The organism is Pseudomonas sp. FFUP_PS_473, from assembly GCF_002858665.1.
GTDB lineage: Bacteria > Pseudomonadota > Gammaproteobacteria > Pseudomonadales > Pseudomonadaceae > Aquipseudomonas > Aquipseudomonas defluvii.
In genome coordinates this window covers 1-14,116 of sequence record NZ_PJQQ01000010.1, presented here as the reverse complement: position 1 = coordinate 14,116, position 14,116 = coordinate 1, and the positions used below count along the sequence as shown (strand labels likewise).

The 14,116-nt window shown below is 58.5% G+C and carries 11 protein-coding genes; 6 read left to right on the top strand and 5 right to left on the bottom strand.

Translation table 11 applies throughout. From position 1 onward, the window contains the following. Nucleotides 1–75: 75 nt before the first annotated feature. Together CYD26_RS08800 and bkdR are read right to left on the bottom strand one after the other, a co-directional pair. Nucleotides 76–1,317, bottom strand: a complete 1,242-nt coding sequence (locus CYD26_RS08800) for a glutamine synthetase family protein (RefSeq protein ID WP_178081701.1) — start codon at nucleotides 1,315–1,317, stop codon at nucleotides 76–78. 267 nt (nucleotides 1,318–1,584) lie between these two features. After that, on the bottom strand, nucleotides 1,585–2,070 hold the full coding sequence (gene bkdR, locus CYD26_RS08795) for a Bkd operon transcriptional regulator BkdR (protein WP_065759705.1): 486 nt from the start codon (nucleotides 2,068–2,070) through the stop codon (nucleotides 1,585–1,587). Between the two features lie 199 nt (nucleotides 2,071–2,269). Here bkdR and CYD26_RS08790 point away from each other — a divergent pair, with 199 nt between their 5' ends. Genes CYD26_RS08790 through lpdA form a run of 4 tightly spaced genes read left to right on the top strand, consistent with a single transcriptional unit; the run spans nucleotide 2,270 to nucleotide 7,240 of the window. Beyond that, a complete protein-coding gene (locus CYD26_RS08790) occupies nucleotides 2,270–3,502 on the top strand; it encodes a 3-methyl-2-oxobutanoate dehydrogenase (2-methylpropanoyl-transferring) subunit alpha (protein WP_102052392.1) in 1,233 nt (410 codons plus the stop codon). A 1-nt stretch (nucleotide 3,503) separates the two neighbouring features. Next, a complete protein-coding gene (locus CYD26_RS08785) occupies nucleotides 3,504–4,562 on the top strand; it encodes an alpha-ketoacid dehydrogenase subunit beta (protein WP_065759703.1) in 1,059 nt (352 codons plus the stop codon). Continuing rightward, nucleotides 4,563–5,846: a dihydrolipoamide acetyltransferase family protein gene (locus CYD26_RS08780; RefSeq protein ID WP_102052391.1), complete on the top strand. Its 1,284-nt coding sequence runs from the start codon at nucleotides 4,563–4,565 to the stop codon at nucleotides 5,844–5,846. A gap of 2 nt (nucleotides 5,847–5,848) precedes the next feature. Further along, complete coding sequence (lpdA, locus tag CYD26_RS08775) at nucleotides 5,849–7,240, top strand: dihydrolipoyl dehydrogenase (protein ID WP_102052390.1); 1,392 nt, start codon at nucleotides 5,849–5,851, stop codon at nucleotides 7,238–7,240. Nucleotides 7,241–7,310: 70 nt separating this feature from the next. On the opposite strand, the gene CYD26_RS08770 is transcribed toward lpdA, so the two are convergent. Together CYD26_RS08770 and CYD26_RS08765 are read right to left on the bottom strand one after the other, a co-directional pair. After that, nucleotides 7,311–8,321: a sensor domain-containing diguanylate cyclase gene (locus CYD26_RS08770; RefSeq protein ID WP_102052389.1), complete on the bottom strand. Its 1,011-nt coding sequence runs from the start codon at nucleotides 8,319–8,321 to the stop codon at nucleotides 7,311–7,313. A gap of 68 nt (nucleotides 8,322–8,389) precedes the next feature. Beyond that, nucleotides 8,390–8,812: a potassium channel family protein gene (locus tag CYD26_RS08765; protein WP_099773887.1), complete on the bottom strand. Its 423-nt coding sequence runs from the start codon at nucleotides 8,810–8,812 to the stop codon at nucleotides 8,390–8,392. A gap of 550 nt (nucleotides 8,813–9,362) precedes the next feature. On the opposite strand from CYD26_RS08765, the gene CYD26_RS08760 reads away from it, so the two are divergent. Then, on the top strand, nucleotides 9,363–10,535 hold the full coding sequence (locus CYD26_RS08760) for a DUF2252 domain-containing protein (RefSeq protein ID WP_371917206.1): 1,173 nt from the start codon (nucleotides 9,363–9,365) through the stop codon (nucleotides 10,533–10,535). Continuing rightward, nucleotides 10,535–11,641, top strand: a complete 1,107-nt coding sequence (locus CYD26_RS08755; protein WP_102052387.1) for a hypothetical protein — start codon at nucleotides 10,535–10,537, stop codon at nucleotides 11,639–11,641. Before CYD26_RS08760 ends, CYD26_RS08755 begins: the two co-directional genes overlap by 1 nt. Nucleotides 11,642–11,691: 50 nt before the next feature. Here the strand turns inward: CYD26_RS08755 and CYD26_RS08750 are convergent, their stop codons facing one another. Then, on the bottom strand, nucleotides 11,692–13,902 hold the full coding sequence (locus tag CYD26_RS08750) for an LTA synthase family protein (protein WP_102052386.1): 2,211 nt from the start codon (nucleotides 13,900–13,902) through the stop codon (nucleotides 11,692–11,694). Between the last annotated feature and the right edge of the window lie 214 nt (nucleotides 13,903–14,116).

Below are 14,116 nucleotides of genomic sequence, written 5' to 3'. Positions count from 1 at the left end.
TGGGAAACACCGCCGACAAATCGTCAAACATTGTTTCGCCACCTGCTATTCCCCAAGCGCCTTAAAAGGCGCCATTTACGCCTGGGCTGCCAGCACTCGGCGCTCCCACGGGGTAATTTCATCGAAGAAGCTGGTCAGCTCCAGGGTCTTGGAGGCGATATAGCCTTCGATGAACTCCTTGCCAAACAGCTCGCGAGCCAGCGCACTGCGCTTCAGGCGCTCCAGCGCCGCATGCAAGGTACACGGCAACGACAGGTTATCCGGCACCTCAAATTCACCCTGAATCGCCGGGGCGGGCGCCAACCGTTGCTCGATACCGTGCAGGCCCGCCGCCAGGCTGGCCGCCAGTGCCAGGTAAGGGTTGGTATCTGCCCCCGGCAAACGGTTCTCGACCCGCCGAGCAGCTGGGCCGCTCGCCGGAATACGCAAGCCGGCAGCACGGTTGTCTTCGGACCAGCACGCATTGTTCGGTGAGGCGTACGGATGGCACAGGCGTTGGTAGGAGTTCACATTAGGCGCGAACAGCGCCGTAAAGTCGGCCATGCATGCCTGCAAGCCGCCAATGAAATGATAGAAGGTGTCTGTCGCTTGACCCTCGGCGTCACTGAACACGTTACGCCCACTGTCGATGTCCACCAGGCTTTGGTGGATATGCATGGAACTGCCTGGGGTTTTGGCCAGTGGCTTGGCCATGCAAACGACCGTCAGGCCACGTTTGAGTGCGACTTCCTTGAGCAGGTGCTTGAAGAGGAAGGTCTGGTCGGCCAGCAGCAGCGGGTCACCGTGCAACAGGTTGATCTCGAACTGACTGACACCCATTTCATGCATGAAGGTATCGCGCGGTAGCCCTAGGGCTTCCATACAGCGATACACCTCATTGAAGAAAGGACACAAACCATTGTTGGAGCTGATGCTGAAGGCTGAAGCGCCATCTTCGCGTCGACCATCCAGGCCAACAGGCGGCTGGAAGGGTTGAGTCGGGTCGCTGCTCGGTGCAAAGACGAAAAACTCAAGCTCGGTCGCAACCACGGGTTTCAAGCCATGCGCCGCATAACGTGCAATCACCGCCTTGAGTTGTGCCCGGGTAGACAATCTGCAGCCTTCGCCGCTCAAGTCATCCGCATCACAAATGGCCAAGGCACGCGGTGTATCGCTCCACGGCAAGCGATGAATCTGCTGAGGATCAGGAACAAGTGCCAGGTCACCATCATCGCTGCCGTAGAAACGGGTCGGTGGGTATCCCCCCATGATGCACTGCAACAACACCCCGCGAGCCATCTGCAAGCGCCGTCCCTCAAGGAAACCTTCCGCGGTCATTACCTTCCCGCGAGGCACACCGTTCAGGTCCGGAGTGACGCACTCGATTTCATCAATGCCCGTCAATCGCTCGGCGAGTGAACGTTGGCCATTGCTCGTCATGACTTGATCCTTATTGTTTTAGCAAGCCGCGAACGGCGACGTGTACAAAATAAGCACCAGCCGTTCAAAATATCAAGCACTTAAGCGCAGCTGCCTTAAGCAATAGCTATAAAAAGCGGCATTGCCTTTGATCAAATCGACGAAGTGTCAATTATTACACTACACCTACCCGCGCAGGGTCAGGCCGTTGGCAGGCAATGGCAAGGCGGTTTTGTAGCGCACCTGCTTGAGGGCAAAGCTGGAGCGAATGTTGGCCACGCCCGGCAGGCGCGTCAGGTAATCGAGAAAGCGCTCCAGCGCCTGGATGCTGGGCAACAACACCCGCAATAGATAGTCAGGATCGCCGGTCATCAAGTAGCACTCCATGACCTCCGGGCGCTCGGCGATCTCCTCTTCAAAGCGATGCAGCGCCTGCTCCACCTGCTTCTCCAGGCTGACGTGGATGAACACATTGACATCCAGCCCCAACACCTCGGGCGCCAGCAAGGTCACCTGCTGGCGAATCACCCCCAACTCTTCCATCGCCTTGACCCGGTTGAAGCAGGGTGTCGGGGAGAGATTCACCGAGCGGGCAAGCTCGGCGTTGGTGATACGAGCATTTTCCTGGAGGCTGTTGAGAATGCCGATATCGGTGCGATCCAGTTTACGCATGAGAAAAACTCACCTGATTTTTATCTTTATAAAGAATATTTATCCGCAAGCTATCGTAAAGGCAATGAACATCAGAAAAATATTCTTCAGGCTCGGGAATATGATGTAGGACAAGACTGACTGCCTGGTCACAAGCCAACGTCAGTAGCGACCGCTTCAAAGCTCACAAAAACACAAGACAGAGCGAGCGTAAAAAAGCATGAACGAGTACGCCCCCCTGCGTTTGCATGTGCCCGAGCCTACAGGCCGGCCAGGCTGCCAGACCGACTTTTCCTACCTGCGCCTGAACGACGCCGGAAAGGTTCGCAAACCCCCTATCGATGTTGAAGCCGCTGACACTGCAGACCTGGCGTATAGCCTGATCCGCGTGCTCGACGACCAAGGTAACGCGCTCGGCCCATGGGCCGAAGGCATTGAGCCGCAGGTCTTGCGCCAAGGCATGCGGACCATGCTCAAGACGCGGTTGTTCGACAACCGCATGGTGGTTGCCCAACGCCAGAAGAAAATGTCCTTTTATATGCAGAGCCTCGGCGAGGAAGCCATCGGCAGCGCCCAGGCCCTGGCCTTGAACCGCACCGACATGTGCTTTCCGACCTACCGTCAGCAAAGCATCCTGATGGCGCGTGATGTATCGCTGGTGGAGATGATCTGCCAGTTGCTGTCCAACGAGCGCGACCCGCTCAAGGGCCGTCAACTGCCGATCATGTACTCGGTGCGTGACGCCGGCTTCTTCAGCATCAGCGGCAACCTCGCGACCCAGTTCGTGCAGGCCGTAGGCTGGGCCATGGCGTCGGCCATCAAGGGCGACACCAAGATCGCATCCGCCTGGATCGGCGACGGGGCTACCGCCGAGTCGGATTTCCACACGGCCTTGACCTTTGCCCACGTCTACCGTGCACCCGTGATCCTCAACGTGGTGAACAATCAGTGGGCTATCTCGACCTTCCAGGCCATCGCCGGGGGCGAATCCACCACTTTCGCCGGCCGCGGCGTGGGTTGCGGGATTGCCTCACTGCGGGTCGACGGTAACGACTTCATTGCTGTCTACGCGGCCTCGCAATGGGCCGCAGAACGCGCACGGCGCGGCATGGGACCGAGCCTGATCGAATGGGTGACCTACCGTGCCGGCCCACACTCGACGTCGGACGATCCCTCCAAGTACCGTCCGGCCGACGACTGGAGCCACTTCCCGCTGGGCGACCCGATCATGCGCCTGAAACAACACCTGATTGCCATCGGCCAGTGGTCCGAGAAAGAACATCAGGAAGTCAGCGCCGAACTGGAAGCCGAGATCATCGCCGCGCAGAAAGAGGCTGAGCAGTATGGCACCCTTGCGGGCGGCCAGATGCCAAGCCCGGCGTCCATCTTCGAGGACGTCTATAAGGAAATGCCTGAGCACCTGCGTCGGCAACGCCAGGAACTGGGGATCTGACATGAACGATCACAACAACAATATCCAGTTGGAAACGGCCATGGCGACGACCACAATGACCATGATCCAGGCCCTGCGCTCGGCCATGGACATCATGCTAGAGCGCGATGACAACGTGGTGATCTACGGCCAGGACGTGGGCTACTTCGGCGGCGTGTTCCGCTGTACCGAAGGCCTGCAGAACAAGTACGGCAAATCCCGCGTTTTTGATGCGCCGATCTCCGAGAGCGGCATCGTCGGTACCGCCGTGGGCATGGGTGCCTATGGCCTGCGCCCGGTCGTGGAGATTCAGTTCGCCGACTACTTCTACCCCGCCTCCGACCAGATCGTGTCGGAAATGGCCCGCCTGCGCTACCGGTCAGCCGGCGAGTTCATCGCCCCACTGACCCTGCGCATGCCCTGTGGTGGCGGTATCTATGGCGGCCAGACCCACAGTCAGAGCCCTGAGGCGATGTTCACTCAGGTGTGTGGCCTGCGCACCGTCATGCCATCCAACCCTTACGACGCCAAGGGCCTGTTGATCGCCTCGATCGAGAACGATGATCCGGTGATTTTCCTCGAGCCCAAGCGTCTGTACAACGGCCCGTTCGACGGCCATCACGACCGTCCGGTAACCCCGTGGTCAAAACACCCGGCCAGCGCCGTGCCGGACGGTTACTACACCGTGCCGCTGGACAAGGCCGCCATCACCCGCCCAGGCAAAGCCGTTACCGTACTGACCTATGGCACCACGGTGTATGTGTCCCAGGTGGCCGCCGAAGAAGTGGGGATCGACGCCGAGGTCATCGACCTGCGCAGCCTATGGCCGCTGGACCTGGAGACTATCGTCAACTCCGTGAAGAAGACCGGTCGCTGCGTAGTCGTGCATGAAGCCACCCGCACCTGTGGTTTTGGCGCCGAGCTGGTCGCCCTGATCCAGGAGCATTGCTTCCATTACCTTGAAGCGCCGATCGAACGCGTCACCGGTTGGGACACCCCCTACCCGCACGCACAGGAGTGGGCGTACTTCCCCGGCCCATCACGAGTGGGCGCGGCATTGAAACGGGTCATGGAGGTCTGAATGGGCACGCACGTCATCAAGATGCCGGACATCGGCGAAGGCATCGCACAAGTTGAGCTGGTGGAGTGGTTCGTCAAAGTCGGCGACACCATCACCGAAGATCAGGTCGTCGCTGACGTCATGACCGACAAGGCGACAGTGGAGATTCCCTCTCCTGTCAGCGGCAAGGTGCTGGCCCTTGGCGGTCAGCCCGGTGAAGTCATGGCCGTGGGCAGCGAGCTGATACGCATCGAAGTCGAGGGGGCCGGCAACCTGCAAGAAGCCACTTCGGCACCTGCTGCGGCGCCCCAGGCAACCGTGGCCCCTGCTGTGCCAGCCCCTGCCCCTGAAGCAGCAGCTACAGCTCCCAAAGCCCCGACTGCTACAGCGGCATCGTACGAACCGGCGCCGTTTGTTGCGCGTGAGGCCAACGAGCGGCCACTCGCATCACCCGCCGTACGCAAACGCGCGCTGGATGCCGGTATCGAGCTGCGCTACGTGCAGGGCAGTGGCCCTGCCGGACGTATCCTGCATGAAGACCTGGATGCGTTTTTGGCGCAGCCGACCACAACGTCCACCTCCGTACCTGGCGGCTACGCCAAGCGCACCGATGCCGAACAAATTCCGGTGATCGGCCTGCGCCGCAAGATCGCCCAGCGCATGCAGGATGCCAAGCGTCGGGTAGCACACTTCAGCTACGTCGAGGAAATCGACGTCACAGCGCTGGAAGAACTGCGCGTCCATCTCAATGAAAAATGGGGTGACAGCCGCGGCAAACTGACTCTACTGCCGTTCCTGGTCCGCGCCATGGTCGTGGCCTTGCGTGATTTCCCACAAATCAATGCGCACTACGACGATGAGGCACAGGTCATTACCCGCCACGGCGCCGTGCATGTTGGCATCGCGACCCAGGGCGACAACGGCCTGATGGTGCCAGTGTTACGCCACGCAGAAGCCGGCAGCCTGTGGGGCAATGCCAGCGAAATCGTTCGGCTGGCTACCGCTGCGCGCACCAACAAGGCCAGCCGTGAGGAGCTTTCCGGCTCAACCATCACCCTGACCAGCCTCGGCGCATTAGGCGGGATTGTCAGCACACCAGTGGTCAACACCCCAGAGGTGGCCATTGTCGGTGTCAACCGCATTGTCGAACGCCCCATGGTCGTCAAAGGCCAGATTGTTGTGCGCAAAATGATGAACCTCTCCAGCTCGTTCGATCACCGGGTGGTCGATGGCATGGACGCAGCGCTCTTCATTCAGGCCATTCGAGGCCTGCTCGAACAACCCGCCAGCCTGTTTGTGGAGTGATCATGCAACAGACCCTGAACACCACACTGCTGATCATTGGTGGCGGCCCCGGCGGCTATGTGGCGGCGATTCGTGCCGGCCAGTTGGGCATCCCGACCGTACTGATCGAAGGTCACGCACTGGGCGGAACCTGCCTGAACATCGGCTGCATTCCGTCCAAGGCGCTGATCCATGTCGCCGAGCAGTTCCACCAGACCCACGCCCACAGTCAGCACTCAGCCCTGGGCATCAATGTCTCAGCTCCGACCCTGGACATCACGCAAAGCGTTGCCTGGAAAGACGGTATCGTCGATCGCCTGACCAGCGGGGTCGCGGCCCTGCTGAAAAAGCACGGCGTGAAGGTGATCCACGGCTGGGCGCGCATCCTTGACGGCAAAACGGTCGAGGTTGATGGCCAGGACCTGCGCGTCCAGTGCGAGCACCTGCTGCTCGCCACCGGTTCCAGCAGCGTAGAACTGCCCATGCTGCCGTTGGGCGGCCCGATTGTTTCGTCCACCGAAGCCTTGGCGCCCACTCATCTGCCCAAGCGCCTGACTGTCGTCGGGGCCGGCTACATTGGCCTTGAGCTGGGTATTGCTTACCGCAAACTGGGCGTCGAGGTCAGCGTGGTCGAAGCCCGTGAGCGGATCCTGCCCACCTACGACAGCGAGCTCACACAACCGGTAGCCGAGTCGCTGAAAAAACTCGGTATTACCCTGTACCTCAAGCACAGCGTCGAAGGCTTTGATGCTGCCACGCAGAGCCTGAATGTGCGCGACCCGGCCGGTGAGCCACTGTCATTGGCTACCGATCAGGTACTGGTGGCTGTTGGTCGCCGTCCACGGACGCAGGGCTTCAATCTGGAGTCCCTCGACCTGAAAATGAACGGCAGCGCCATTGCCATCGATGCACATTGCCAAACCAGCATGCGCAATGTCTGGGCGATCGGCGACCTGAGCGGTGAGCCGATGCTCGCGCACCGCGCAATGGCACAAGGTGAAATGGTTGCCGAACTGATTGCAGGCAAGCAACGCCGCTTCGAGCCGGTAGCCATTGCCGCCGTGTGTTTTACCGATCCGGAGCTGGTAGTGGTCGGCAAAACGCCGGAGAACGTGCAACAGGAAGGTCTGGACTGCATCGTTGCGCAATTCCCCTTCGCAGCCAACGGTCGCGCCATGACCCTGGAATCGAAAAGTGGCTTCGTACGCGTGGTTGCGCGCCGCGACAACCACCTGATTCTTGGCTGGCAAGCGGTGGGCGTGGGCGTTTCGGAGCTGTCCACAGCCTTCGCGCAGTCACTGGAGATGGGCGCCTGCCTTGAAGATGTCGCTGGCACCATTCACGCGCACCCGACCTTGGGTGAAGCCGTACAGGAAGCAGCATTGCGCGCATTGGGGCACGCTCTGCATTTGTAACCCGGCACTGCGCCACACGCGTTAGCGCCCACCGCAAGGTGGGCGTTTTGCGTTCCAGATACCGACGAGCTCAACCGACCCGGTTCTTACCTGCAGCTTTGGCACTGTACAACGCTTGATCGGCGCGGTTGACCAATTGCTCTGGCAGTTCTTCATTCGCCCATTCAGCCACACCGAAACTGGCAGTCAATCGATACTCCCCCACAGCGGGAAGCAGACTCAATTGCTGCAGGATGCACTCAGCCCGCTCACGGGCAAGCGCTTGCGTGCTGTGGGGCATGACAATCATGAACTCATCGCCGCCCCAACGCGCGAGCAGGTCCTGTGAGCGCAAACAGGTCTTGATGCACTCGACCACCTGAAGGAGTACCCGGTCGCCTCGGACATGACCATATCGGTCATTGATCAGCTTGAAATCATCCAGATCGATGACGACCAATGAAAGCGGCTGGCGAAACCGTCGAGAGCGCTCACACTCTTGGCGCAGCACCTTTTCCAGGCGATAACGGTTGGCAACCAGCGTCAGCGCGTCGCGCTCGGCCAGAACGCGATTATCTTCGAGCTGGCGCTGCAGTTGCTCATTGACCCAGGACAACTCGCGGGTTCGCGCAGCAACCAGGGCTTCCAGTGAGTGATTCTTCTGCTCGAGTTGCTGCACCAGGCGCTTGCGATCGTCGATATCGCGATGGGCGCCAAGCATCCGCGCAACCGAACCGTCAGCGTTACGTGCGATCACACGGCCGCGGTCTTCGACCCACAGGTAACTGCCATCCCGACGACGACAACGGTACTCAATGCGGTACTCATAGACCTGCTGGTTCAGGTAGGCCTCAAAATGCGCCATCACCCGTGGATAGTCCTCCGGGTGAATGAGACGTTCCCAGGTGAACACCGTGTTGTCCAGCGAATGGCTGGCATGGCCAAGCATCCGGTACCAACCCGGGTTGCGGTAGACATGACCTGTGTTGGCATTCCAGTCCCAGATACCATCGCTGATCAGATCCAGCAGCGTGTTCAGTTGCTCTTCAGCAAATTCGCCAGGCACTACCTTCGTGTGTGTGGATTCATGACTCACCGCCATTCCCCCTGTTTACCGCTTGTTCCACTGAACTGAATAGACTAAAGCACAGTATCGACGCTGGTACGGGATCAACGGTTATGGCGCTTGATAATGTCTGCCAGTGTGGCGGTCATCATTGCCGTCGAGACACCGAACATCAGAATGCCGTTACCAGCCTCCAGCGGGCTGAGCAGGCGCCAATGTTCTGACAACACCACATCGCCATAACCGACCGTGGAAAAGGTTACGCCAGAGAAATAAACCGCTGTAGAAAAGTCGGTGAACTCGCCTAGCAGCAGATACAGCACGGCCCACAGGGCCATCTGGATGAAGTTGCCAAACAGCATCAGCGACATCACCAGCGACAACAACATGATGCTGGTCACAGGGCCGATTTTGCCACTCTGCGGCCGCAGGCGTAGGTAAAGGCGTAGCGTGAGCACAACAAACAGTGCCTGCAGAATCAGGCACAACAGCATTACCGGTAAGCCTGTCAGCATGTTGTGCAACATAGTGATGCCCCAAGAATGGCAAACCTGCTGCCCCTTGCAACTGATCCATACAACCGCATGGCACCGTGATTTTAGCTTTTCAAACAGGTTCTGCACGAACACGGTGACAGCAGGGCAACATGGAAAACAGGTGCAGTGCACACGCCCCGATGCGCATCCTACGCACCCGATCCAAGCTGCTACGCTTGAGTGAGGCTCCCCCCAAACGGCTCCTCGCGATGCCGCATTTACCATACTGGAAGGTTGATTCAGGGGTAACAAGCCAGGCCGACAGGTGACTTCAAGAGTGTTGCGCACAGGAGTAAAAATGCCTTCCAACAAGAAATCATCGACCAAACGCGCAGCGAAAAAGTCGGAAACCCATGTATTGGAGCACAGCTTCCGCTCACGCAAAGAACGCCTTCACCAGGGCGAAAGCCTGCGTGAGAAAGTACCGCTGTCCAGCCATGCGGTATGGAAGCCACCACGCAAGCACCGCAACCCTATCGACATTCTCGAAACCTCCAACCGCTACCGCCTTGCCAGCCTGGTACCCATTCGTTATGGACGCATGCTACGCAGCGCGTTTACCTTCCTGCGTGGCTCGGCCGGCCTGATGGCCCACGACCTGGCCATGACCCCGAGTACCGGCATCCACGTCCAGGCTTGCGGCGATTGTCATCTATTGAATTTCGGACTGTTTGCGACGCCCGAGCGCAACCTGATTTTCGACATCAACGACTTCGACGAAACACTTCCTGCACCATGGGAGTGGGATGTGAAACGTCTGGCGATCAGCTTTGTGGTAGCAGCACTCGATAACCAGTTCAGCACCAAGGAAGCTGAAGCCTGCGCAGTCGAATGTGTTCGTGCTTACCGTGAGCGCCTGCGTGAATGTTCAAAGATGAGCCCGCTGGAAGTCTGGTATGACCGTCTCGATGCCCAAACGATTCTTGAGATGTCACCCAACTCAAAAATCAGAAAGAATCGGGAAGAGTTGATTGCAAAAGCCAAGACCCGTGTCGGCGACTACCTCTATCCGACCATCAGCGGCGAGGTCGGCGGGCGGCGACGCCTGATCGATCAACCGCCCATACTGTTTCACGTTTATGAAAAGGACTTTGAACAGAACGTCAAAATGGCACTGGAGGATTACAGGATTTCTCTACCCCATGAACGCCGGGTGCTTTTCGATCGTTACCGCATGGAAGACATTGCGATCAAAGCCGTTGGCATTGGCAGTGTCGGTACCTACTGTTTTGTCAGCCTGTTCTTTTCTGCGGAAAACCACCCACTGCTCCTGCAGTTCAAGGAAGCGAGCCCTTCCGTCCTTGAACCTTATGCGGGCAAGAGCCTCTACGAAAACCACGGGCAGCGCGTGGTTACCGGGCAGCGCTTGATGCAGTCTTCCAGCGATATATTTCTGGGTTGGACTCGAGGCAAAAAAGGCCGTCACTTTTTTGTTCGGCAGTTGCGGGACATGAAAATGTCGGCACCTATTGAACGCACGACAGCAGCACAGCTGAAGATGTACGCAGAGATGTGCGGTATGACACTGGCCCGATCACATGCCAAATCGGGCGATGCCGCAATGATCAGCGGCTATCTGGGCAAATCGGATGAGTTCGACAAAGCCATCGGCAAGTTTGCCGTGGCCTATGCCAATCAAAACGCCAAAGACCATGCCGCGCTGGTGGCGGCAGAAAGATCCGGGCGGATCAAAGCGCTGGTCGAGGAGGAGTAATGCCCTCCTCTGTACCGAAGATCAAGTGCTTACTGAGCCCCACTCGTATCGCTACGCTGCTCGCCGCAGCGTGCTACATCGCGGGGTGCACCACCCTGGGGCCGGCCTCGGTGCAACGCGATCGAACCGACTATGGTGGTGCACTGGCCACGACCTGGAAGGAGCAGACGCTGCTCAACATCGTCAAGCTGCGCTATGGCGATGCTCCGGTCTATCTGGATGTGTCATCGGTCATCAGCTCCAGCGCCATGGAGAGCCAGGTCAGCCTGGGTGCCAATTGGTTTTCCGGATGGCCCAATGACGGAAACAGCCAGGCAATCGGTGCCTATGGCCGTTATACCGATCGCCCAACCATCAGCTACACACCCATCTCAGGGGAGAAGTTCTCCCGCTACCTGTTACAACCCCTTTCCCCTGCCGCAGTATTTTCTCTGATCCAGGCGGGCTACCCCATTGATCGGGTATTGCAACTGACCACACGAGCGGTGAACGGTGTATACAACCGGTCGGCCTCCACTGTCCGCGCACGCGCAGCAGATCCACGCTTTTATCAGATGCTTGAAACCCTCAGGCGAATACAACGCTCAGAAGCCTTGGGGATGCGAATCAACCAGCCTGGTGACAAAGAAAATACGCTGATCATTGTCAACCGTGGCGTGCCTGACGCAGTCAGCAACGACAGTCGTGCCGTACGGGAAATCCTGAATTTGCGTCCCGATGCGACTGAGCTGGCACTGACCTTCGGCATGGTGCAACGCAACGACACCGAGGTAGCGTTGCTCACCCGCTCCATGTCGGAAATATTCGTGGAGCTCGCCGCAACAGCCGAAGTACCGCCGATTCATTTGCAGGAGGGCCGGGCGAACCCGGCGCCTCCCGAGCCAGACCCGAATAGCCTGTGGGACCAGCCACTGGTACGTATCCATTCAAGTGCGACCCGCCCAGCAGATGCCTATGCCGCCGTACCCTATCGCGGCTATTGGTTCTGGATCGACGACCGAGACATGCGTTCCAAATCAGAGTTCCTGTTTATCCTCGTCCTGTTCTCGTTGGCCGAGACGGGGGTAGCACCACAGGCGCCTGTCATAACCGTGCCGGCTAACTGATAGGGTTGCGATACAAGGTAAGCAAACCTGCTGTCTGTAGGTGGCAAGGTCTAACTGGATTGAGCAATGCTCTCCTCCGAAACCTCATCCAGCCCCTCCTGCTGCGCCGTTGACTCAGTGACAACAGTGAAGTCGCTCACCTCAACAGCCCCCTGCCCGTACCCCAGAAGATGGAAGGAAAATGCCTTGCGCGGTTCCGGGTTGTAGAAACTGAAATCCATCTCCAGCGGTTGATCCGGTGTAACGAGCATTTCCGCAGGCAGCGCCAGTGGCACATCCTGCTCCAACTGCTTGGCCTTGAGCAGGATGTAGGCGTTGTGCTGTGGGTCCGCAGAGCGCACAGTCAGGCGCACACGCGTATGTGACCCCTTCGGCATTTCCAGATACTGGGCACCGATCAGGTTATCTGCCCAATCATCGTCGATCTGTGCTTTAAGCGGGATGATGGCTGCACTGCCGAACTGGTAGTGCTGGTTCAATGGTGTGCGCAGCAACGTCTGATCCAGGGCAGCAGCCCGTGCCGCGATCTGTCGTGCACGCTGGCCGCCGTACTGCCCAAGCAGGGTCACCCGGTCCTCAATGAAGCCTGGGCTGGCGTAGTACCGACAGTGCTGTTGAAAATCACACTCGGTCAACGTCCCCTGACCATCGTGATAACGAAGCTTGCCATTGGTGAATGACATGATCTCGCGACCCGTTTCATAGTTTCGAAACAGCGAGCGACCACTCAGGGCCTCCGGTACAGGCAACGCAAAATAGTCGAGTATCGAGGCAGTCAGGTCGACATGCCCATAAACACCGGTGTTCACCTTGGGCAGTTGCTCCTGTTCAGGTGCCAGCATCAGGTTGAACCCCCAGGATGAAGCCAGCCGCACCCCATCGATACCGTGGGATTCGTCCGAGGTGATAACCACCAGTGTGTCTTTCAAGATGCCCTGGCGCTCAAGGCCCGCGAGGAACTGCCCAAGCGCATCATCCAGATAACCCACGGCAGCCTGCTTGGGTGTGTCATAACGCTGTAGGTAGTCCTCTGGCGCGGAGTACGGCTGGTGTGTTCCAACGGTCAGCAGGGTGAGCATCCAGGGCTTCGGCTGTTTCTGTAACTGCCCAACGTAATCCAGTGCTCCCTCGAAAAACGCCTTGTCATCCTTGCCCCACGGAAAATCCAGGTACGAGGCGTTGGTAAACCAATCGAGGCCCAGCGTAGTCTCGAAGCCGATGTGCGGCATGATCTTGTCTTTAGCCATGAAACGCAGACCTGCACCTTGCAGGTAGTGCGTGGCAAAACCGTGCTTGCGTAGCTGAGCAGGCAGGCACGCCTGGTTACGCTCGCTCTGAGTCAGCATCTCGACTCCCTTCGGCGTACCGTTGTCGAGCTTGTCGTAATCACCGCACAGCATGGCGTACAGACCCCGAATCGTCTGGTGGCTGTGCAGCACATAGTCCGGCGTGTTCATGCCGCGCTCTGACCAGCGCGTCAAATTAGGCATCAGGTTTTCCTGATAGCGGCTGTGCAACGCCTGACGATTGACCCCAACATAGGCGCCAGGAATACCTTCCAGCGCGATAATCAGCACGTTGCGTGCGCGCCCCGCGGCTGGCAGCAACCTTTCGCCATTCAGATCCAACTGCGTAAGCCCTGCCATCTGGGGAGCAACCTCGGTAACCTCGCCCTCCCACCACTCTTGCGTTCGCGTCTGAAGATCACCAGCACTGGCAGCCAAAAGCTGATGCGGCAGATTGAACAGATGCCATTGGTCTGCATCGGAGGCATGCAGGTGCTGTCCCCCCCAGTGGGTAACCAATAGCAATACTGGTGCAGCCCAGGCTTTGCCAGACCAACGAGGGGACAACGCCGAAGGTGCTGCCCATTGGGTGATGAGCCATACCGTAAGGCCGATCAACAACGCGGCAGCAAGCCAGGGTTGAGCGAAACCGCCTCCGGTGGAATTCTCCAGGAACTGAGGATCTACCAGGTAGTGCAGGTCTGTAATGTTCGGCAGCCGCCCCACTGCACTGACCAGCTCGGCAGCAGCCAGTGTCAACAGGCTCCACACCAGCAACACCGGAAGCGCCAACCACCACGGCCGCTGATGCAGCAACACAATGAGTAGACTGCCGATGGCCATGTCGGACAGGTATCCAAATACATCAGACCAACCTAACGCTGCACGCAGGCACAACGGCATGAGCAGCACCAGTCCGACCAGAGCAGTTAGACGAGCATGCGGGTGCTGTAGCCAGCGACGTATAACATTCACAAAAACCTTCCAGCCATCAAAGCGTCATAAACATGTGCTGAATGGTACCAAGCGAAAGGCAAGAAAGGGGGAGCAACTACAGGAGGCGACATCACTGGCGACGTTTCCGGGCAATAAAGACAAAACCCCTACCTGCGTGTGCAGATAGGGGTTTCGGAATTTAATCTTGACGATGACCTACTCTCACATGGGGAAACCCCACACTACCATCGGC